General features: G+C 61.8%; 14 protein-coding genes. 5 read left to right on the top strand and 9 right to left on the bottom strand.

Features of this window, described 5'->3' with window-relative positions; all coding sequences use genetic code 11:
* Window positions 1-21 precede the first annotated feature (21 nt).
* Together C380_RS14590 and C380_RS24540 are read left to right on the top strand one after the other, a co-directional pair.
* Window positions 22-1,527 (top strand): restriction endonuclease, encoded by a 1,506-nt coding sequence (locus C380_RS14590; protein ID WP_015014623.1) that lies wholly within the window; start codon window positions 22-24, stop codon window positions 1,525-1,527.
* Between the two features lie 301 nt (window positions 1,528-1,828).
* Window positions 1,829-2,182: an AlpA family transcriptional regulator gene (locus C380_RS24540; protein ID WP_015014624.1), complete on the top strand. Its 354-nt coding sequence runs from the start codon at window positions 1,829-1,831 to the stop codon at window positions 2,180-2,182.
* 37 nt (window positions 2,183-2,219) lie between these two features.
* Here C380_RS24540 and C380_RS14600 read toward each other — a convergent pair whose 3' ends face one another.
* From C380_RS14600 to C380_RS14620, 5 genes are all read right to left on the bottom strand, one after another.
* Entirely contained in the window at window positions 2,220-2,867 is a 648-nt protein-coding gene (locus C380_RS14600) for a hypothetical protein (RefSeq protein ID WP_015014625.1), read from the bottom strand.
* 96 nt (window positions 2,868-2,963) lie between these two features.
* Complete coding sequence (locus C380_RS14605; protein ID WP_015014626.1) at window positions 2,964-3,815, bottom strand: abortive infection family protein; 852 nt, start codon at window positions 3,813-3,815, stop codon at window positions 2,964-2,966.
* A 48-nt stretch (window positions 3,816-3,863) separates the two neighbouring features.
* Window positions 3,864-4,925, bottom strand: a complete 1,062-nt coding sequence (locus C380_RS14610; protein ID WP_015014627.1) for an HNH endonuclease — start codon at window positions 4,923-4,925, stop codon at window positions 3,864-3,866.
* On the bottom strand, window positions 4,925-5,317 hold the full coding sequence (locus tag C380_RS14615) for an HIT family protein (protein WP_015014628.1): 393 nt from the start codon (window positions 5,315-5,317) through the stop codon (window positions 4,925-4,927). The genes C380_RS14610 and C380_RS14615 overlap by 1 nt, the downstream gene beginning before the upstream one ends.
* Before the next feature lie 6 nt (window positions 5,318-5,323).
* The gene (locus C380_RS14620; RefSeq protein WP_043566625.1) at window positions 5,324-6,466 is read right to left on the bottom strand and encodes a DUF3883 domain-containing protein; all 1,143 of its coding nucleotides are present in this window, start codon (window positions 6,464-6,466) and stop codon (window positions 5,324-5,326) included.
* Window positions 6,467-6,612: 146 nt separating this feature from the next.
* On the opposite strand from C380_RS14620, the gene C380_RS14625 reads away from it, so the two are divergent.
* Genes C380_RS14625 through C380_RS14635 form a run of 3 tightly spaced genes read left to right on the top strand, consistent with a single transcriptional unit; the run spans window position 6,613 to window position 16,096 of the window.
* Entirely contained in the window at window positions 6,613-11,811 is a 5,199-nt protein-coding gene (locus tag C380_RS14625; protein ID WP_216845952.1) for a RecQ family ATP-dependent DNA helicase, read from the top strand.
* Between the two features lie 51 nt (window positions 11,812-11,862).
* Window positions 11,863-13,512: a hypothetical protein gene (locus tag C380_RS14630; protein ID WP_015014631.1), complete on the top strand. Its 1,650-nt coding sequence runs from the start codon at window positions 11,863-11,865 to the stop codon at window positions 13,510-13,512.
* Window positions 13,505-16,096 carry a phospholipase D-like domain-containing protein gene (locus tag C380_RS14635; RefSeq protein WP_015014632.1) on the top strand — a complete coding sequence of 864 codons (2,592 nt, stop codon included), beginning with the start codon at window positions 13,505-13,507 and terminating at the stop codon, window positions 16,094-16,096. The genes C380_RS14630 and C380_RS14635 overlap by 8 nt, the downstream gene beginning before the upstream one ends.
* A gap of 172 nt (window positions 16,097-16,268) precedes the next feature.
* Here C380_RS14635 and C380_RS14640 read toward each other — a convergent pair whose 3' ends face one another.
* The 4 genes from C380_RS14640 to guaA form a co-directional block, all read right to left on the bottom strand.
* On the bottom strand, window positions 16,269-17,216 hold the full coding sequence (locus tag C380_RS14640) for a nucleotidyl transferase AbiEii/AbiGii toxin family protein (protein WP_015014633.1): 948 nt from the start codon (window positions 17,214-17,216) through the stop codon (window positions 16,269-16,271).
* The gene (locus C380_RS14645) at window positions 17,200-18,021 is read right to left on the bottom strand and encodes a type IV toxin-antitoxin system AbiEi family antitoxin domain-containing protein (RefSeq protein ID WP_015014634.1); all 822 of its coding nucleotides are present in this window, start codon (window positions 18,019-18,021) and stop codon (window positions 17,200-17,202) included. Before C380_RS14645 ends, C380_RS14640 begins: the two co-directional genes overlap by 17 nt.
* 156 nt (window positions 18,022-18,177) lie before the next feature.
* The gene (locus C380_RS14650; protein WP_015014635.1) at window positions 18,178-19,434 is read right to left on the bottom strand and encodes a site-specific integrase; all 1,257 of its coding nucleotides are present in this window, start codon (window positions 19,432-19,434) and stop codon (window positions 18,178-18,180) included.
* A 301-nt stretch (window positions 19,435-19,735) separates the two neighbouring features.
* Entirely contained in the window at window positions 19,736-21,352 is a 1,617-nt protein-coding gene (gene guaA, locus C380_RS14655; RefSeq protein ID WP_015014636.1) for a glutamine-hydrolyzing GMP synthase, read from the bottom strand.
* Window positions 21,353-21,357: the final 5 nt, after the last annotated feature.

The raw sequence follows: 21,357 nt of genomic DNA on the forward strand, positions 1-21,357 counted from the left end.
AACAATGGAAGGCAAAGGCCCATGGGGAAACCACACGTCACGCGAACCGTCGGACCGATCCATTTCGAGGACCTCGATCCTCACCGCTTTGAGGACTTGGTTCGCCAGCTCGCCTACGACTTCCGGTCATGGAAGTCGATCGAGTCCACGGGTCGTGGCGGCGCTGACGATGGATTCGATGTCCGAGCATTCGAGGAGGTGAGAACGCCAACGGCCTTTACCGAAGACGAGGTAGACGCGGAGGATGCACCCCATCCGATGGAGGGCAACCTCTGGATGATTCAGTGCAAGCGCGAAAAGGAAGTGGGACCCAAGAAGGTTGCCACGATCATTTCGGATGCGGTGACGGCACAGATGTCGCCCTATGGCTACATCCTGGCAGCGCCCGTGCACTTCTCCAAGGCTGCGCATGATCGCTTCCGCGAGGAGCTTCGATCCCGCGGAGTTATGGAGTTCTATCTGTGGGGCGCTGGCGAGCTTGAGGACATGCTCTTCCAGCCAAAGAACGATCACATCCTGTTCGCGTTCTTCGGCATCTCACTGGTGACCAAGCGGCGATCCAAAGCCGCTTCCGTTCGCTCTACGGTATTGGCCAAGAACAAGCTAATGCGGGTATTGGGTGAACAACCAACCGGGCACATCCTTGTCCGCGACCTGAGCGATGAAAACTATCCATTCGAGGATGACTACCCGGACTTCGACAGGAATCCCCGATGGAAGGAATACAAGGTGCACTCGTTCGACCCACGCGGCTTGGTCGTGACGGTAGCCAGGCATTTCGCTTACTTTGATCGCGACAGCAGGGAGTGGGACTACACAAAGGTTGTAGACGAAGACCCATTCCCCATGGACCACCAAGAGGCCCTGGAGCAACAGCTACAAGCGCAGCGCCTCGCAGTCAAGGGCATCTGGGAGTTGTTGCCACGGGCCAGCCGTGCGATATGGGTCCACCGCGAGCTGATCCGTTTCGACAATATCGAGTACATCGACGACAAGGGTGACGGCGACTTCAAGATGCCGCACATCTATGTGTTGTACGACCCGAAGCGCGGCCCTTTCTCCGGCTACTACGAATGTCTGGAAATCAATCAGCACACGCACGCTTCGCTGGAGGGGCTGACCCGTAAGACTATCTTTCCCGACAAGTTCTCCGTACCCGGATTCGGCACAATCCACACCGGCCAATCCCTGGCGATTGATGAGGCGACGCGTTCGATGTTGCAGCAGGGACGCCAGGAGGTCACTCTTTACGGTCTCGGCACTCAATACGGCCATCTGAAGCCGACCGACGTCGCCCTGGTCGATGGGCAAACCTCGCGCTCTGCCGAAAAGCTGTACATCAAGGTGACAAACATCAGGACGATGAAAGCTGAGCTTCTGTTGAAGCAGTCTAAAGACAACCCGACCATGCTGCACGACATGGAGCGCCAGATCGGGCGCGCGTTGAAGGCTTCAGAAAAGGTTCGAGTGGTCGAAGCCGTCGCCATCTATGAATGGCAGATTGATCAGAACCGCCCTTTGATCTAAAACCACCGCCGCTGGAGAGAAACGGCCGCCACCGTTCCTGGCACGCTTCACTGGCTCTCGCGCACAGCTCAGCAGCGGAGTCCGCTGTGGGTCGAGGCTGCGTGAAAACTCCGGCACGTCAATGCGCCGCGAAGCCTGGATTCGGCAAAGACTCGCTGCTCAGTGAATATCGCCATCAAAGCGACTATGCGCATGGGAATCCGATCAACTGCGCCCTACTCCGGGCTGCGCTCCAACAGGTTGTGCTGATCGCTTTCGGTAGCCACCATGAGCGACAACAGATCCGCTCACGGTCAATGCCATGCCGACACCCTCACCGCCCCCTCTGGGCAGACATTCGCCCTTGCCGACCCCTGGCACGACGGACTATGACGAAACACCCCAATTTCTCTCGAAGCCGCCCTTGCCCTTTCGCCGCACCATTCGTCGACGCGAACTGCACCAGATCGTTCCCCTGGCCGAGACCACGATCTATGAGATGGAGCAGCGCGGCGAATTTCCGCAGCGCTTCCGGCTCACCGCACGCTGTGTCGTCTGGGATTTGGAAGAGGTCGAGGCCTGGATCGAGGCGAGAAAGGACGCCTCGCGCTCAGCGAAGACCGGTGCACCTCCGGGTCCGGACGTCAGGCTACGCCAATACCGCCCCGTACGATAACCACCGCTCAACCACTGACCCGTTTGACAGGCGGTCGTCAGCCCCTTTGCCGTGAATCCATGGTCCCGAGATTCAGGCGCATCTGCGGCTCAAGGGCATGCACTTCGATGATGAGATGCCGACAGATCGCATTGAGCGAGTCCAATGTCCGGTCCGCCATCTGGGCGAACACAAAGATGTTCGTCATGAACAGCCCCTGCAGCGCAGACCCACCCGTGGAAGCCACGGGGTAGCGAAATGAGTACGAGCCAGGATCGACTCGATCCAGATCGGACAGGAACTGCAGTTCGTCCTCGTCGATAGCTCGCAGAGCAAGGGGAAGCCTGTCTCTCATAGCGGCAAGGACGGGCTGAGCCATGCCCAGCAGCTTCATAAGCGAATGCTCTCTCCACAGTCTTGGCAATACCTGGCGAAGCTCCTGATCGTCGACACTGAGCCTGGCCAAGCGGTACACCATCCCCTTGAGGTAGAGCTCGATCGCATGGCGAAAGAGAAAGATGACGGGGCAGGCACCGTAGTCAATATCACCAACATCCCTGCGTTCGTAACCGGCGATCAGGCCGTGAGCTGCATTCCGATAACTCACCGCATAGGAGACCACATCGCTGGCGGCATGGTTGCTCCAGTTCAGCAAAGCATTCCCGTAAGTCCCGCGAGGCGCGGAGTAAAACTCTTCAATCGTCATGTTGCAGTGCAAGAGGTGAATTGGGTCGCGACAGGAGTGGTGTTTCAGTCATCTGCCATGCCCCCCGTTTTATGCCTCGCAGACTGCGCTGATTGTTCAGGACTGCGGAACGCGGCGCTCGCGCTTTGCGAGCTTCGATAACAAGTAGGCGGAAACTGTTCCCACAACTTCAATGGCGGCCTTGGCCTCCTCATCAGCGAGTGTCGGCAACCATGGCCGGCCATGGCCAGAGCCCTGCTTGTTGCGAACTCGATTGACGCCCAAGGCCGAGAGGAACAGCCCCCGCTCCATCGACTTGACCGCCGGCTCGCCGGGCTGCTCAAGCATCTCCGGGACGGCGAGGTCCAGGGCTATGAAGGCCATGCCGAGCAGTGACTGGAAGTTGGCACCGCTCGGATATCTTCCTTGCAGCGTTTCGAGGACATGGGCGGCCGTGGCTTCCATCAAGTCCTTTCCGGCTCCCGCGATCAGGGCAGCATCCTCGGCGCCTTTTTGGGCACGTCGGGCATAGGCGGCCAACGCATCGGTGAGCGCAACACCGCGCAAAGAGGAGAGCACCTTGGGCGACAGCGTGCCGTCGTCGGCCAATACAAAACCTTCCGCGTCGAAGGCTGCCTTCGCATTGTCAATCGCCTCGCGACCCACATAGTTGGTAGACGCCTCTCGGAATCCGCCGCACGCGCGCACCTTCGCGAGCAAACCGGAAGTGAACCGGCTTGCCGCAACCGGGTTTGAGTCCATAACCGCGTAGAGAACGGCGCGCACGCGCTTCGCCTTTCCAATCATCTGCCCCTGCTGCTTGGGGTCATGCTCCGCAAGGCCCGCCTGGTTGACGTGAAACTCGATGTCGGCGTGCGAAGGCTCTCGGTAGACGCCGTTGTTGTTCGAATCGTCCACAAGCTGCATAAGCGCGTGGGCGATCGTGTCTGTCACCGGGATGTGAGACATTCTTTCTTTCCTCTTGCCAAACGGGCTAATCCGAACAAACCAGAGAGATCATCTGGGAGTCAACTGCGCTAGATAGTCGGAACCAACCATTTCGTAGTCCGAGGCCTTGATCCAAGCCCTTCCCTGCGCCGCGTGCGCATTGGCATATCCCCAGGCCGCGACGCGATGTGCGGTTTTGTCGTCTGTCGCTACACCTGCGGCCATCCCAATCTCACCGAGCGGTGCCGACTTCGTCGTCAACCGCTCCAGCCATCGCTCCAGATGACCTTTGCTCGCCAAAGAGTCGGACTTGCTCCGATTGCACTGGGGATGCGCCAACACAAAGTTGTGGGCGAGGTCACGCGGATACAAAGCGAACGGAACGAAGTGATCAACATCGGCCTCCTGCAGCCCTTGCCCGCAGTAGAAGCACCGCGAGCCATCCAACTTCCGCAGGCCGGCACCGATAATGGCGAGTGACTGCCGAGAGATACCAAAGAGGAAATCCTCCAAGTCCCCGGCGTCGCCCAAGATGGCATGGTTCCGGCGATTGGCTTTGATGTGCCCCACCCAGTGATTGCGGGCCAGTTGCTGGACAAGGGGATGAAACCGGCGCAAGCAGTACGCGATACCCGGCCTGAGGACCACGATGCCTCGACCTGGCCTCTCATAAAGGAACGGGTCGGTCATACCGCCGAAGTTCTGCAGGTAAGTTAGAGGCTGCGCGGAAACAACTGCGGCCACCTTCGACAGCAAGGGCCCATAGCCGACTTCACCCCGCGCTTGCTGTAACGTCGTCGAACTCGAGGTCGATCGAAACTCCTCGATAGCCGTGAGCACGGCCGCCTGCGCTCCCAGATTCTGAGCCAGCACTCCCGGTGTCGCATGGATCTGGTCGGCGCAATAAGGCAGTGCTTGCCGCCAATACTGCTGAACGAATCGCTCGGCGATCTGCCGAGTCGCCAATGGCAACTCGCCCCCATCGTCTGCTCCCAGCTCCACGGCAAGGTCTGAAAGCGCGATCAGCAGCGCAAACTTGTAGGTCGCCGTGAAATCGCCCTCAGCGAAGAGGCGCTGCAGCTTGGTCAAAAATGCCAGTTGCTGCTCTGCAGAAGGGGGCGCGTTCGCCATCAATTGCGTGAACTCCAGTAGTCGGCTTTGTCTGGGATCACCCAGCGCACTCCACCTCGGGGGTCCGGCTGATCGCCCCGGAAGCGGGGGATGAGATGGATGTGAAGGTGCGGCACTGTCTGGCCCGCGGCGGCACCGTCGTTGATCCCGATGTTGAATCCATCCGGATGAAATTCAGCACCTGCTGCCGCCTGGGCTTGATCCAGCAACTCCAACAACCCTGCGCGCTCCTGCGGGCTAGTCTCGAAGAACGACCCGATGTGCCGTTTGGGGATAACCAAGCTGTGCCCCGGCGACACGGGAAAGCCGTCGCGGATCCAGAGCGCATGGGCGTTCTGCCCCAAGACCCGCTCCGCCGGCAGCGAACAGAATGGACAAGACTTGGTCGTCATTTCACGTCACCCCATCAAGCGCCGAAACGACGCCCGATAGTCGATGGGCTCCAGGTGAAGCTGGTCTGCCAGTCGCCCCTTGAGAATGTAGAGCTTCGGCTCCTCGCGGAACTGGAAGACACGGTAGAGATGGAAGGCATCCTCTGCCTCGTCCGCAAAATCCAGCTCGTTCCGACTGATGATGAAAGCGGAGGCATGGCCACCGTTCGTGGTCTTGACCTCAATGAAACGGTGCTCGCCGGGCCGCTCGTGCGAGAGGATGTCGTAGCCGATCCCGTCGCCAAGCCGATCTGAGACCCAGTCCAACTGCTGGAAAAGCTCCGGATACCCCGCGTCGATGAGTCGCCGCTGCTCGAACCCGATGACCCACTGCTCACCGGCGCGACCAAGATTTCGGTTGGCTTCATCACGCTGGGCCCAGTTCGTTTTGCGGGGAAGTCTGACCTTAGACCCCTCTTTCGCTAGCTGCACCACCGTTTCGACGGCAGGCGGTTCGACCAAGGAGGCATGAAAGGCCTGCTGGTCAGGCGTCTTGACATCCTCCATCGCGTCCACAACCTGGGATACCAGGCTCGGCCGATCCAGGACGAACTGCTGGACCGCCTGCCGCAACAGAAGTTGAGCGTTGCTACGAGGCTTATAGCCACGGATGAAAGGCAGCTCCAGGTCGTGCAAAACGGCGCTGATATTTTGATACTTCAGCTCAACCGAACCTTTGCTGCGCCCGCGCAGCTGCTGGCGAAGCTGCGCATTGAACTCCGTCTTGATGTAGCGCTGCTGCGCAGCCTCCATTTGGAGCATCTCGAAGTACGAAGCGACCGTGGCCTGCACCTCGTCCGAGGTCCAGTCCTCACCGATACGCACGACATCGAAGCCGAGATGCTGCAACTTGGGAACGACGGTGGCCTCCCCACCGGAAAAATCAGCCGGCTTGAGCGGCCCCTCGTCAGGAAATTGATAACCAAACGCGGCCCCGACGATGGCTTTGGAGTCGCACAGCTGCCCTGTTTTTCCATCGCGCACCAGAAAGTCACGGGACTTTCCAAACCCGTATCGCGCCAGAAATGTCGTCCGGCCCAGCCGAGAAAACTCATCCAATGCGGCCTGAATGGCCGCTGGACTTTGGAGGCGCGAGAGTTCAACAGCCATCAGGGTTTTAGACATCCGTTTCAGCGGAACAAACATCGGTGCAGAGGCAATGGATCACAGTAAAAGAGATGACCGAATCGCGCACATGAAACACTTTATGTTACAACGGCCTTCTGTCACACTTGCTGCGGTTCGCTTGGCCTTCATTGGAAACGCCTGTACTCGACTCCTTTCGCGCACGTGCTCGGCGCATCGCCGCCGAGGGTCGAATTGTTTCCGTCGACGTCGAAGCCCACCCTGAAAAGGACGACCAGATCTTCGCCGTCGGCGCCGTCAGGTCCGACGGACAGGACACCTTCCGCAGCACCTGTTCCCCAGCCAAAGCAGCGTCAGTAGCGACAGCCCTCAACAGCTTTGCCCGTGACGGTCAAGTACTGCTGGGCCATAACCTCAAGCGCCACGACATTCCTCTGATGCGCGCCCAGCTGCCGCAGTTGGAGTGCCTGCAATGGCCCGTGCTGGACACGCTCGAGTTGTCCGCCCTCGCCTTCCCTAGCAACCCCTATCACCGACTGGTGAAAGGCTACAAGCTGCTCTCGGACGAGCGCAACAACCCCACCAAAGACGCCCGGGTCGCACTCAACGTGTTCGAAGAGGCCGTCGAAGCCCTACTGGAGACGAACGATCAAGAGCCCTGGTGGCTCACCGTGCTGCACTTCCTGCTGCGCAACGACGAAAGCATGGCGACATTGCTGGCCCAGGTGCGCGAGGAGACCACACCCGCTCGCGAGGCGATCGGCCCCATCGTTGCCAGCCGGTTTGCGGATCGTTGCTGCGCCACCCGTCTGGAGGCACTGGTTGCCGAAATCGTGACGTCCTTCGACGGCCACGACCCTTGGTCGGTCGCGTTTGCCCTGGGCTGGATCCGCGTTGCGGGAGGCAACTCCACCCTCCCCCACTGGGTGTTCCACGAACTTCCCGCCGTGAGGCAATTGATCGCAGAGCTACGAGAGATCGACTGCGGTCAGACCAACTGTCCCTACTGCCGCGAGAACCACAACCCCGAAGCGCTGCTGTCCTCCTTGTTCGGCAAGCCAAGCTTCCGGGCACAGCCGACGACCACCGACGGCTCATCGCTGCAACGCGCAATCGTCAGTGCTGGGCTAACGCGCGAGAGCCTGTTGGCCGTCCTGCCAACCGGCGGCGGCAAATCCATTTGCTACCAACTCCCTGCCCTCGTCCACTACCGCCGCTCAGGCCGGCTGACCATCGTCATCTCGCCGCTGCAGTCGCTGATGCGCGACCAGGTGGACAATCTGATGAAGGCCGACATCCAGTGCGCGGCGACCGTCAACGGAATGCTGACCCCACTGGAACGGCGTGATGTGCTGGACCGCATTCGCCTCGGTGACGTCGGCATCGTGCTCGTCTCACCCGAGCAGTTCCGAAGCAAAACCTTTGTTGAAGCCATCCGTGTTCGGGAGATCGCGGCCTGGGTCTTCGACGAAGCCCACTGTCTCTCCAAGTGGGGCCACGACTTTCGCACGGACTATCTGTACGTCTCGCGCTTCATCCGGGAACAATTTCCCGGACAGGCACCGATCGCCTGCTTCACCGCCACCGCCAAGCCGGACGTCATCGAGGACCTGTGCGACCACTTTCAGGAAGGCCTTCAGGTCGAACTGAAGACATTCCTCGGCGGCCACGAGCGCACGAACCTGTCCTATGCCGTTGTACCCACCTCGGGAGGCGAGAAGCCACAGCGCATCGTGGAACTGCTGCGAGATGGCTTACGGCGCGAAGATGCCGCCGTGGTCTTCTGCGCCACACGCAGGAGCGCGGAGACCATCGCACAGATCGTCACGCAACAAGGCGTGGCGTGCGCCTGTTATCACGGTGGTCTTTCCGCCGATCTGCGCAAGGAGACGCAGCGTCGCTTTCTCGACGGCGAACTGCAGGTGATCGCCGCCACCAATGCCTTCGGCATGGGGGTGGACAAGCCCAATGTCCGGCTGGTGATCCACGCCGAAATCCCCGGCTCGCTGGAGAACTACCTTCAAGAGGCCGGCAGAGCTGGGCGCGATGGGAACGAAGCCAAATGCGTCCTGTTGTTCGACCCGAAGGACGTGGAGACCCAATTCCGCCTCTCCTCCACGTCTCAGTTGTCCCAGCGAGACTTCATCGGACTGCTCCGCGCCTTGCGATTCCAGGCCAAGAAGCTGGGCAAAGGTGAGATCGTCATCTCTGCAAAAGAACTGCTTGCGCAAAGCGTCGGTACCAGCATCGAGCTCGATGCCCCTGACGCATCGACCAAGGTCACCACCGCTTTGTCGTGGCTGGAGCGCCACGGCTTCTTGACGCGCAATGAGAACGCCACCAAAGTCTTCCCTGCAAGTCTTCGGGTGACCTCACTGCAGGAGGCCAAGGAACGCATCGCCAAGGCGGATTTCTCTGCCAATGTGCGGCAGAAATTCCTCGCCGTCGCCACAGCCTTGTTCCGCTCCGAGACCCCTGAGGGGCTGAGCACCGACGAGCTCATGCTCGATGCGGGCATCCGACCTGAGGAATGCTTCCGCATCGTGCACCAGTTGGCCAAGCTGGGCATCCTGGTCAACGATCTCGGACTGACGGTGCGCTTGATGCGTGGCGTCAGGGGCGCGTCCGTCTCCCGTCTGGAATATCTGAGTGCCATGGAGAAGGAGCTGGTCGAACTCATGGCGGAGAACGCCCCAGACGCCGACCAGGACGATGCGCAACAACATCTGAATCTTCGAGCGGTCTGCACCGAACTGCGCAGCCGTCTGAACCTCGACGACGAGAAGGGGCATCTCGATCCTACGCAGGTCCGAGCCTGCTTGCGATCCATGGCCGACGGATTCGGCTCTGGTAACGACAAACGCAGCATGATCCAGCTGCAGTCACTGGGTGATGACACCCTGCGCGTTACCTTGCGTCGCCCTTGGTCTCAGATTCGCAGAATCTGCGAGCTGCGCCGTGCCGTTGCCCAAGTCACCCTCACGCGGCTACTTGCAGAGGTCCCAGACGGAGTCAAAGGCGCATGCCTGGTGGAGTGCAAGGCCCAGGCACTGATCGATGCACTGTCCGACGACCTCGTTCTCAAGACCCAGCTGCGCGAGCCCGACGTAGCGCTGGAGAATGCGCTGCTCTACCTTCACCAGACCCGTGTGCTCGAGCTGGACAAAGGGCGATCCGTTTTCCGCTCGGCGATGACCATCCAGATGGAAGAGGACACGTCCCGGCGATTCAGTCAAGCCTCGTTCGCGCCCCTGGAAGAGTTCTACAAGGAGCGGACGCTGCAGACGCACGTCATGCACGAGTACGCCAAGCTGGGCGCGGAAGATCCGGCGAAAGCGCTCGACCTGGTCAAAGCGTACTTCACACTGCCGCACAAGCAATTCATCAAGGAATTCTTCCGGGGACGCACTGACCTTCTGGAGCGAAAGACCACCGACGAGTCCTACCAGCGCATCGTTGATGACCTGCAGCATCCCGTACAGGAGGCCCTGGTCACACAACCGCGGACGGGGAATCACTTGGTCTTGGCGGGACCGGGATCCGGCAAAACGCGGGTGATAGTGCACCGCATCGCCTACTTGCTGCGAGTGCAGCGCGTGAACCCGGGGCGCATCATCGCGCTGGCCTACAACCGAGGCGCGGCCGTCCAGCTGCGCCGCCGACTTTTAACGCTCGCCGGAGACGACGCACGGGGCGTATTGGTCATGACCTATCACGCCATGGCGCTGCGCTTGACGGGGACCAGCTTGGCGGGCGCCGAACGCACCTCCAGCAACGTCGACTTCAAGAAGATGCTGCAGGACGCCATCGACCTGCTCGAAGGCAAGAGCTCGGCGCTGATCGACGCGGACGAAGTCCGCGATCGCCTACTGCAAGGCTACGAATACATCTTTGTTGACGAGTACCAGGACATCGACGCGCAGCAGTACGCCCTGGTCAGCGCCCTTGCCGGTCGCCGGCGAGCGGACGCCGACACCAAGCTGAGCATCATGGCCGTGGGAGACGATGACCAGAACATCTACTCCTTCAAAGGCGCGAACATCGAGTTCATTCGGCGTTTTCGGGCCGACTATGAGGGCGACCTCACCTACCTGGTGGAGAACTTCCGCTCCACCCAGAACATCATCTCGGCCGCCAACCACGTGATCCAGCGCGGCGCCGACCGCATGAAGGTCGATCACCCGATCCGGATCGACGAGAGACGCAAGGATGATCTGCCGGGCGGCCGCTGGGCAGCGCTCGACAAGGAAGGCCGCGGCGCCGTACGGTTGATCACCAGCCCAGCTGCCCCAAACCTTCAGGCCCAACTGGTCCACGCAGAGATCGAGCGCATCCGGTGCATCGATCCGACGGTCAAGCTCTCAGAGATCGCTGTGCTCTGCCGCACGCACGCCCCTTTAGAAAAGATGAGGGCCATCTGCGATGTCGAAGGACTGCCCTGCGAAGTCACCGGTCCAGAAGCGGCCAAAGGACAGATCGCGCTGATGCGGACCCGCGAAGGCTGGGCGTTGGCCCAGGCACTGCGGCGGCGCCAGTTGCGTATGGTGCGCCTCAGCGCCCTTCGCAGATCCCTGACCTATCTGCAGCGCGCTCAGCCCAGAAACGCCGCGCTACTGGATCTCCTAGACATCGTCGATGACGTCGCCTCCTCGCTGCAAGCAGACATCGTTCCCGCAGCCGAAGCGCTGGACCTTTTCTACGAAGCTGCTGGCGAAATGCGGCGGGATGGCCGCGACAGCGCCATCAAGCTGATGACTGCACATGCTGCCAAGGGTCTGGAGTTTGACCACGTCATCGTGATGGACTGCGCCGACTGGCGCTGGGATGAAGAAGATGAACGACGACTTCTCTACGTGACCATGACGCGCGCTCGACAGTCGCTGAGCTTGATGCGCGCAGAGGGTGGACGCAACCCCTATCTCGTTGATCTTGGGACCATAGATGGAGTACAGGATCAGCTGCCGCGCGCCCGGCCAAAGCACCGCGCGGATCTTGAGCGCCAATACGTCATGCTGGGGCCGGCAAGCATGGACATTGGATTTGCTGGACGCGCGTCGTTGGCGCAGCCAATTCATCGCGCAATCGCCGCTTTGCGGATCGGAGATGTAGTCGAGGTGAAAGGACGATTCGTCCATTCGACCTCTGGACAAATCGTTGGCCGGCTGGCCGCAAGCATAGATGCGACGCATCTCCAACGAGGGGTCGCATCCGTGGTCGCGGTCATGGTGCGAACGCGATCTCAGACGCCCGAGGAGTACTGGCCAGCCCTACAGGCAGATCACTGGGAAACGCCGCTTGCGGAAGTCCGGCTAGCTGATCCAAGCGCGACGTCGGCTGTTGACGAGTTGCAGGCACTTGGTCGCCAGTAGCGAAGGCGACTTCTCTTTAGACCATCAGTGTTGAATTTGAACCGAGAATCCATGGCAATCAAAACCAGCTGGGTATTGCCTCCGCACACCATAGGTGGTCTAGACCACATCGGTACGCAAGGCCCCTGCATCCTGATCTACTCGCAACTGCTCCCCGGCATAACAAACGTCACCGACAGAGCCCGGTACTACAGTTTTTATCCATGGCTGATCCGATCCTACGCGGAGCGTGACAGCCACCGCGAGAACTTCAACGCATTCCTGGAGGCCTACCGAAAGGCCGATTGCCTATTCACGATGATTGCCGAGCGTCATGCGCAAGTCATGGGTGACGACGCAGCACGCCACGGGCCCGCGATGGTCGGGCGAGACACGCTCAACGATGCAGTCAGGTTGATCGGCGAAGGAAAGTCGGTCCGTCTCTCGACCTACGCGACCCGAGAGGATTCCGACAAGCGCTACTTTGCCAACAAGCTTGGCGGCCTCGGCCAGTACTATGCGGGAACACTGACGCAACTCGACATTTTGGCCGTAGTCGACAAGCCATGGCTGAGCTACACGCATGAGCGCGGCGGGCCGATCGCACAGGCGTTCGACATGGGCGTCGACGGCCGTTCCTTCTGGCAAGCCGTGGACGCCGATACCGTTTCGGCGCGGACGCTGGATGCGCTCCAAGACTTCTGCCCTTGTTGCCTGCCCAACCGGCAAGGCGAACGCGATGCCTTGCTCGACATCCTCTTCGACCGGAAGTCAGAGTTCGAGGCAGAAGGGGTCCAGCGGCGCAAGAGCCTGGCGCTCTTGCTGCATCTGGCCGGCGCCTTGCAGGCGGTAGAACTCTCCGCTGTCGACGAACCGACCTTCCGCGCCGCTGTCTACACGGAAACCCTAGCGGACGGCACGACATGGTGCCCGCCAGCCTCCTTGGCCCACACTCGGTCGGCCTGGGCCTACTACGTCCGGAATGACCTGATGTCGATAGCGATGCAGAAGGCCTTCGCCATCTCGCTCACCGCACTGGCAACACAACCAGCTCCGCCGGCCTCCATCGAAGAGTTCAGCCAGTCTCTGGCGAGCCGCCCTGAACTCGTCAAGGCACTGGACAAGTTGAAGGCGAAGACCTTTGGCGCGCTGTGCAGTTCTCTGGAAACGGGCGCGCCGGCGCTCGGCGACTTCATGGCCGACGGGCACGAACTGGCCTGGGCTGCTGCCCGCGTTTCGAGGGAGCGTCAGCAACTGGACCGGGAGCCTGCCTTTCTGGCGTCCGTCGTGAACGTGCTGGCGCTTCTTCGGGTGCGCGAGAACCACGGTGCGCCCGCCTATGGCCATCTGGCCATGGACCCGACGCAGCTCCAAGACTCCCCGATCAACCTGAGATCGTTTCGGGAGCGCTGCGTGAAATGGAACAACATGGCGCTTTCAGCCGTCGTCGCGGACCTGGTTGGCTGGATCCTGGAGACCCATCTGCGAGTCGCACTGCGCAAGCTACGACAGAGTTCGACCGCCACCTTCCGAATCCACCCCACCGAGCGGGGAATCGAGGCTCACGGTGACGTGCCCGTGCCCGCCAAGACCAATCCTCGCATCCGGCAAGCGATCAAGATGCTGTGGGATGTCGGCGCCCTGACCCGTGAGCCTGATGGCAGCGGAGATCTGCGGGCTACCGAGCTTGGCATCCAGCTCTTCGAAGCCGCCCATGCGTGAGACCAACGACGACATCTCGCTGCTGGCCGCCCTCAAAGGTGCGAAATTCGAGGCGTCTCTGGTGACGACCTTCAATGCCACGCTCCCGTTTTATGAGGAGGTCGTACTGAGGCGCCTGCAGGCGGCCGATTCGCGGCACAACGTGGTGCTCATGGACGCCGTCCAATGCGCGCGTTCGTGGGCCACGCCATCCTTGAGGCCGCGCCTGGCCGGTTCGGCGTATGCGCTCATCCCCATGGCCGCGCCTGGAGCCTTTCACCCGAAGATCTGCCTACTTGCCAGCAAGAAGCGCTGTGTCCTGTTCATTGGCAGCCACAACCTCACGCTTTCCGGCTTCGGTTTCAACCGGGAAGTCACCACGCACATCGACGTGCGCCCTGACAGCGCCCCTGCTCACAAGCTGGTTCTGAGCCACGTCTGGAGCCTGGTCCGCGAATGGCTTCGAACCCAGGAGGGGGCTCTGGCGCCCTCCGTGCTGGAGGCCGTGCACAGGATCGGTGAGCTTGTTCCGGGAGCCGATGGCGCCCAATCGAAGCTTTCCGACATCCGACTGCTCGGACAATCCAGCAGCGGTCCGTCATTGCTCGAACAACTCGGCCACGCGATCCCGTCGACGCCCCGGCGCGTGGTGATCACAGGAGCGTTCTTCGACACCCAACACACCTTCCTGAAAGCGCTGGAGACCCGTTGGCCCGGCGCCTCGATCAAGGTGATCATCGACCCCAAGACCGTCAAGATCGGTGGCCGCCCCAAGGGGATTCGTTCGCAGTTCGTCGATGCGCGAAAGCTCTGGATGGAGAAGGCAGAGCACTACCTTCACGCGAAGGCGCTCCTTCTCGACTTCGGCGACTCGCACATGCTTGTTGCAGGCAGCGCGAACCCGAGCCGGCCAGCGTGGCTTGGAGGCACGCGCGCCAACTTCGAGGCCATGCTTGTTCGGCCAAACGTTGAAGTGGCAACCTCCAGCTTCGCCAGCGATCTTGCTCAGGGCTTTGCAGCCCGCGCAATGGATGACGCCGACCTGCGCTCGATTCCGATCACACATCAGGATGACGAGAACGACGCTGAAGCACCGAGCGCTCCGATGCGGATCGCCGTTCTTGCTGCGGGTACTTCTGCAGTCCCGATCCCCGCGTCGGACTCTGCGGGATTCGCGGATTTCGTCATGCACCTGCAGGATGGTTCCCACACCGCACCTGTGAGTCTTGGACGTTCAGAGGATGGGGGCGCGATCGTTGAGCTGGGTGAGAGGGCGTCTGAAGTGCGCTGGCTGGAGCTGAGTGGCCGCGGTAGCAAGCTCCTTCGCGTAATCATCCACCACGATTCGGCTCTGGGCCGTGGAGTGGTGCGCTCGCACAGAGCCGCGCTTCAGGATGCATTGGCCGGCCTGGACTTCAGCGGTGCCAACATCGAATCGCTCATTCAGCAAATCGAGAAGGCCATCTTCGACGATCCGGAGCAAGTGGTGTCGCCACCGCCAGGCACCGTGCGGACTGGTGCGGATGAACAAACCCCAATTGCGGCACGCCCGGCATCGCTCGCTGTCCACATCGGCGAAAGTGCCAGCACAAGGAAGAGTAAAAAGAAGCGCCTTCTGCAAGCGGGCAGCCTGCTTGACGTCCTCGACGCCCTCCTCTACCGCTTGGGCCAGGGACTGCCAAGATCGGCCACATCGGCCACATCGGTCACTGAGACCTCGCCCCTCTCGGAAGAGGAGCTTGTAGGAACTGAAAATGAAGAGGCCAGCCAAGAGCTTCCCGCTGCGCTGACCCAGCAAGCCGTTGAAGCAGTGAGAAAGCGCCTCAAACAAGTTGTTCGTCGCATGGTCAGGCAGCTCAAAGCGGCCCAAAGTGAGACCAAGCCTGACGTGCGTGCGGCCAAGGCACGAACCGGCGTGGTCCAGCTCGTTGCCGTGCTGTCACTGGTGAGGGAGTTCAGGCGCCTTCGGCACCTGCCTCAATGGCGCCGTATGGGGGGCTTCATCGACTCGGAAACCCGTCAGGATCTCTTGTCGCAGTCGATGGTCATCCTTTTCGGGCATGCGCAGGGCATCGCGCGCGATATCCGCGTCCACGACGGCGAGGCCGACGAAGTCGCGGAACTCGGCCAAGCGCGGGCACTGCTGGCGTGGCTCGCCTGGGACATTGGTCACAGTCTCCTGAAGCGCATTGAGCCCATGGCGCCAAAAGCAACAAAGGACTATTTGGTTGCGACGTACGCATATCTCTACGACCTGCTCCCGGCCATCGCCGTCGATGACGAGGACACATCGCAACTTGCCTCCAGCGTGCGATTGACCAATACGCCAACGGCTGACGAAAGCGCTCATGGCGAAAGCTGGCTCGCGCATCACATCACGACCGGCTTGGAAGTCGCCACAGCCCCTGCCGCGGCCTACCTGGACCGAGAAGGCATCAAGGCCGGCGATCTGATGCATGTTCCCCATTCCAGCCCACCCCAGTTCAGGGTCGTTGTTGATGCGACCGCACAGGACATTTGCTTGAGTGAACTGGACGCAGAGCGCAGGTTTACGCGCTTCGCCTGGCGTCCAGCGAGCCGGGCTCGCGCGGCGCAAGCCAGTTGATAAACAGATCCATCACTGTCGGCGATGGACACTTTTCGGTTGGGATCCCGGCCGCGCATTCCACACAGTGCGCCGCTCTGCGAGGACTTCGAAGGCTCCTCCGGCGCCCCCATGCCCGAGTCCAGTTCATCGACCACTGTGAAATCGTGAACCATCGCGTCGGCCTGCTCGGTCATCTGGCACCGGCGATCCGCGTCAGCGCTTCTTCTAGCTGCCGGCGATCTTCCGCACGCTTGGCGGCCGTGCGCTGTGCGAGGTTGTGCAGCTTGCGCCGCACACCCGGCAGTTCCTCCGCATGCGCGAGCCCGATCAAGCCGAAGTCCGGTTGCTCGCCCTCCACGGACCGCAGGAACGCGCACGACGGTTCGTCCAGCCACTGCGCCACCCGCGCCAACAAGCGCTCGCGGCTCTCCAGCAAGGCCGCCACGTCAATGGGCTCGGACGTCATCCCCTTGAAATGGGTCTCAAAGATGGCCTCGAAACCTGCAGGCGCGCGTGGCGCCAGCATCTCCCAGGCCGGCTTGGGGCTGCACGTCAGGTACACGAGAAAGGTGCGCCAGAGCATCTCATCCGCCCGCTCGTCCTCCAGCAGCAAGCCCACATCGAAGAGGTCGCGCGGATGCTGCCGTGACAGCGCCGCCGCGAGCTTGCCGGCATACAGGTCGGCGAAATCCAGTACCTGCACCTCGGCGAAGCCGAACGCCTCCTCCACCCTCGGACGCACGACCATGCTACGCACCGGATGCACCGCGCCGCGCATGACCGGCGTCGTCTCGATCTGCACACGCGCACGACCTCGGCTGGCCACCAAGCGGGTGACTGCCCCGCCCTCGCCCGCCGAGGCCTGCACCTGCAATTGCAGAGGCGGGGCGCGCAGTACATCAGCCAATCGCCCCAGCGCTTCGGCGATCAGCCTCGCATCCTCGGCGTAGCCATGCACCGGCAGCCAAGCCAGATCGATGTCCACCGACAGACGCGGCAGGTCATGCTCAAACAGATTGATGGCCGTGCCGCCCTTGAGCGCGAAGCGCGGCTCCTTCGCGAGCACCGGCAGGATCTCGACCAGCAGCCGCACCCGGTCGGTATAGCGCCCATCCCAGGACTCAAGCCAGGTGCTCATCAAGGTCTCGCGGCAAGGTGATCTGGTAGGTCGGATGCAGGCGCCCGCCGGGCACCAGCGCGCGCTTGCCCCGGCCCAGGTCGACTCCCTCTAGCGGCACGTGAGACAGCCACGCATGCCGATGGCGCTCGGCCAGGGCCAGGAACAGCCGCTTGGCCTTGATGCTGCGGCAGTGGCGCAGCAGCAGACCGACGCGCTGCGGCCGCAGCGTGGTCATGGCCTGCATCAGCGCATCAGCCTCATAGACCCGCGCCGCGTCCGACACGCCATCGCACAGTTCCAGCATGGCGCGCTCGGGCGTCGAGCACACCAGCGCCTCGGCACCCGAGCCGGCTCGATGCCAAACCAATCCCTGCCCGGCCAGTACGGACTCAGACACCTCGGCTGCGAATGGCACGGCAGGCAGATCGAACGGCCCCTTGCCCAGGAACGCGAAGCGCTCCTTCAACGGCAGCATGCCCACCCAGCCTGGCGGCCGCTCCGGCCCATAGAGGGTGATCGTCCCGGCATCGCCCAGACGTAGGTAGTGCTCGTGCCCCTGCAGCGTCAGTGCGAAGCGCCCCCCGAGATGCAGCGGCATTTCCTCCCAGGCCTGCAGGCTGCGCACCACCCCCTCCCATTGCAGACGCCCGCCTTGGCGCATGTATGCGCCGCGGGCCGGCGACACGAGCCAGCCGCTGCCGACATAGCGTGCGACGAGGCTGTTCGAGTAGCCGTGCGCCCGCAGCCAGCGGCTGGAAACCAGGCTCGTGTCGCCCAGCTCGGCCAGTAGGCGGTTCAGTTTTCCTGCATTTTGCTCACCCATAGTGCTCAAAATACAGATTTCTCGAACTCCTGCCAAGACTCTTTGGTTCGACAAATGAGAAATTCGATCACCGACAGTGATCTTTTTACGACAACGGCAAACCGCCCGCCGCCCATCGGCAGCATGTACCAGGAGGATCTTCATGCCATCCCCCTCTCACGTGGTCGCGCTCAGCACCGGCACCACCACGTTCTCGGGCATCAGCTTCGGCATGTAAGTCTGCCCATCGATCCAGGCATCGACCATGCTGGCCCACTCCTGCAGCATGTGGCGTCGCTGCTCGGCGTACTCAGCCTTGTTGTAGACCGAGCGCGAGGAACGCCCTTCCTCGTGCGCCAGGCACTTCTCGATCCAGTCGCGGTTGAACCCCACCTCGTTCAGCAGCGTGGAACCGGTACGGCGCAGGTCGTGGACGGTGAAAGGCTCCAGCGGGAGGCCAGCGGCCTTGGCCCGCTCGGCGACGAGCTGCGTCACGCGATTCAAGGTCGCCTTCGACATGCAACGGTTGGCGTCGTAGCGCGAAGGCAGGACGAACTTGGAACCCGCCGCACAGGCATGCAGGGCCACGAAGATGTCGAGCGCCTGGGTCGACAGATAGACCACGTGCGGATTGCGCCCCTTCATCCGCTGCTTCGGGATCGTCCAGGTTGCCTTCTCAAAATCCACCTCGTCCCAGGTCGCCTCGATCAGCTCGCTCTTGCGCACCAGCGTCAGCAGGATCATGCGCAGCGCCAGCCGGATGGTCGGATAGGTGGCCACCGACTCCATCTGCCGCGCCACCAGCCGGATTTCCAGCGGCGACAGGGCGCGATCCTTCGGCACAAACGTTGCGATCGAGGCCGCGCCCACACCCTCGGCCGGGTTGTCCACCCTCTCCCCGTGCAGGATGGCGAAGGCATAGACCTGCTTCACGATGTCGCGGACATGCACTGCCGTGGCAGGCGCACCGCGCGCCTTCACCTTGTTGCAGAGGGCGCGCAGATCATCGGCGGTGATTTCGTTGAGCAGCCGGTTCTGAAAGGCCGGCAGGATGTCGCGATCGACGACATGCTTGCGCATCGCCCGCGTGCTGTCGGCCATCTTGGCGTCCGCCAGCCACTTGACGGCCATGTCGCCGAAGTTCTTGGCCGCGGTCAGCCGACGCTTCTCACGCTGCTTCTCCAGCGCCGGGGAGCGGCCCTGGGCGAGGGTCTTCTTGGCATCGAGCAGCTTTTCTCGGGCCAGCGCCAGCGAGATGCCACCAGCGCCATAACGGCCGATGGTCAGGGTCTCGCGGCGCCCATTGAGACGGTAATCGTAGCGGAAGGTGACGGTACCGGCGGTCGATACCGTCACGTACATCCCATCCCGGTCAGAAGCCTTATAAGTCAAGGACTTAGGCTTCAAGTTGCGCAGTGCTGTGTCGGTAAGCATCGAGGTTTTTCCTCCTGTTGGTGACGGCTTTTACCGTCAAGGGTCAGGAGACCTGCTGATACCCGGAAAGCCGCATGAAATAAGCTTTCCAGAGGAGACTTTTACCGTCAAAGACCGATTTGGTCTCAATAGTAAACGGGAGGGTCTTAATCCAGTCCCCGGTTCTTACCGCCAGTTTTACCGTCAACCAGTTTCGCTGGTCGGCGATAGCCACCGATAGCCGCCGAAACAAAAATTCCTATGAATCAACGACTTACGGCGATTTTTCGATTACTGGCGATAGTCCCCGAAGGACTCGATTTCACTCCCACTCGATAGTCGCTGGCGGCTTGCTGCTCACGTCATACGTCACGCGGTTGATGCCGCGCACTTCGTTGATGATGCGGCCCGACACCTTCTTGAGCAGCGCATAAGGCAGCTCAGCCCAGTCGGCGGTCATGAAGTCGCTGGTCTGCACGGCGCGCAGCGCCACCACGTAGTCGTAGGTGCGGCCGTCGCCCATCACGCCCACGCTCTTGACGGGCAGGAACACGGTGAAGGCCTGGCTGGTGAGGTCGTACCAGGTCTTGCCGGTGGCTTCGTCACGGAAGTTGCGCAGCTCTTCGATAAAGATCGCGTCGGCACGGCGCAGCAGGTCGGCGTATTCCTTCTTCACCTCGCCCAGGATGCGCACGCCCAGGCCGGGGCCGGGGAAGGGGTGGCGGTAGACCATGTCGGGCGGCAGGCCAAGGGCTACGCCCAGTTCGCGCACTTCGTCCTTGAACAAATCGCGCAGGGGTTCCAGCAGCTTCAGGCCCAACTGCTCGGGCAGGCCGCCCACGTTGTGGTGGCTCTTGATGGTGACAGCCTTCTTGCTCTTGGCGCCGCCGGATTCGATCACGTCGGGGTAGATCGTGCCCTGGGCCAGGAAGGTGGCACCCTTGTGGCCACCGGTGCCTGCCTTGAGCTTGGCGGCCTCGGCCTTGAACACGTCCACAAACAGGCCGCCGATGATCTTGCGCTTTTGCTCAGGCTCGCTCACCCCCGCCAGCTTGCCCAGGAACAAGTCGCTGGCGTCCACGCGGATGACCTTGGCGTGCAGCTTGCCCTCGAACATGTCCATGACCATGTCGCCTTCGTTCAGGCGCAGCAGGCCGTGGTCCACAAACACGCAGGTGAGCTGGTCACCAATGGCGCGGTGGATCAGCGCGGCAGCCACGGACGAATCCACGCCGCCAGACAGGCCCAGGATCACTTCTTCGTCACCGACCTGCTCGCGGATTTTCTGGACGGCTTCTTCGATGTAGTCGCCCATAACCCAGTCGGCACGGGTGCCGCAGATGCCCAGCACAAAACGCTCCAGCAAGGCGCGGCCCTGCACGGTGTGTGTGACTTCAGGGTGGAACTGCACGGCGTAGTAGTGGCGGCTTTCGTCGGCCATGCCAGCAATGGGGCACGACGGTGTGGAGCACATGACCTTGAAGCCCGGCGGCAGCGCCGTGACCTTGTCGCCATGGCTCATCCACACCTTGAGCATGCCGTAGCCTTCGGGCGTGGCGAAGTCTTCGATGCCCTTGAGCAGCTCGGTGTGGCCATGGGCTCGCACTTCGGCGTAGCCAAATTCGCGGGTATTGGAACCCTCGACCTTGCCGCCCAGTTGCTGGGCCATGGTCTGCATTCCGTAGCAGATGCCCAGCACGGGGATGCCCAGCTCGAACACTGCATTGGGCGCCTTGTCGTCCACCTCGTACACGCTGGCGTGGCTGCCCGACAGGATCACGCCCTTGAGCGAGCCGTCCTTGGCGTAGTCACGGATCCATTCGTCGGTCACATCGCAGGGGTGCACTTCGCAGTACACATGGGCCTCGCGCACGCGGCGGGCGATGAGCTGGGTGACTTGCGAGCCGAAATCGAGGATGAGGATTTTCTGGTGTTGCATGGTGG

It is taken from the genome of Acidovorax sp. KKS102, assembly GCF_000302535.1.
Lineage (GTDB): Bacteria > Pseudomonadota > Gammaproteobacteria > Burkholderiales > Burkholderiaceae_C > Acidovorax.

Coding starts and splice junctions, on each gene's coding strand:
- C380_RS14590 (WP_015014623.1), top strand. CDS start 22: ATGGGGAAACCACACGTCACGCGAACCGTCGGACCGATCCATTTCGAG.
- C380_RS24540 (WP_015014624.1), top strand. CDS start 1,829: ATGCCGACACCCTCACCGCCCCCTCTGGGCAGACATTCGCCCTTGCCG.
- C380_RS14600 (WP_015014625.1), bottom strand. CDS start 2,867: ATGACGATTGAAGAGTTTTACTCCGCGCCTCGCGGGACTTACGGGAAT.
- C380_RS14605 (WP_015014626.1), bottom strand. CDS start 3,815: ATGTCTCACATCCCGGTGACAGACACGATCGCCCACGCGCTTATGCAG.
- C380_RS14610 (WP_015014627.1), bottom strand. CDS start 4,925: ATGGCGAACGCGCCCCCTTCTGCAGAGCAGCAACTGGCATTTTTGACC.
- C380_RS14615 (WP_015014628.1), bottom strand. CDS start 5,317: ATGACGACCAAGTCTTGTCCATTCTGTTCGCTGCCGGCGGAGCGGGTC.
- C380_RS14620 (WP_043566625.1), bottom strand. CDS start 6,466: ATGGCTGTTGAACTCTCGCGCCTCCAAAGTCCAGCGGCCATTCAGGCC.
- C380_RS14630 (WP_015014631.1), top strand. CDS start 11,863: ATGGCAATCAAAACCAGCTGGGTATTGCCTCCGCACACCATAGGTGGT.
- C380_RS14635 (WP_015014632.1), top strand. CDS start 13,505: ATGCGTGAGACCAACGACGACATCTCGCTGCTGGCCGCCCTCAAAGGT.
- C380_RS14640 (WP_015014633.1), bottom strand. CDS start 17,216: ATGAGCACCTGGCTTGAGTCCTGGGATGGGCGCTATACCGACCGGGTG.
- C380_RS14645 (WP_015014634.1), bottom strand. CDS start 18,021: ATGGGTGAGCAAAATGCAGGAAAACTGAACCGCCTACTGGCCGAGCTG.
- C380_RS14650 (WP_015014635.1), bottom strand. CDS start 19,434: ATGCTTACCGACACAGCACTGCGCAACTTGAAGCCTAAGTCCTTGACT.
- guaA (WP_015014636.1), bottom strand. CDS start 21,352: ATGCAACACCAGAAAATCCTCATCCTCGATTTCGGCTCGCAAGTCACC.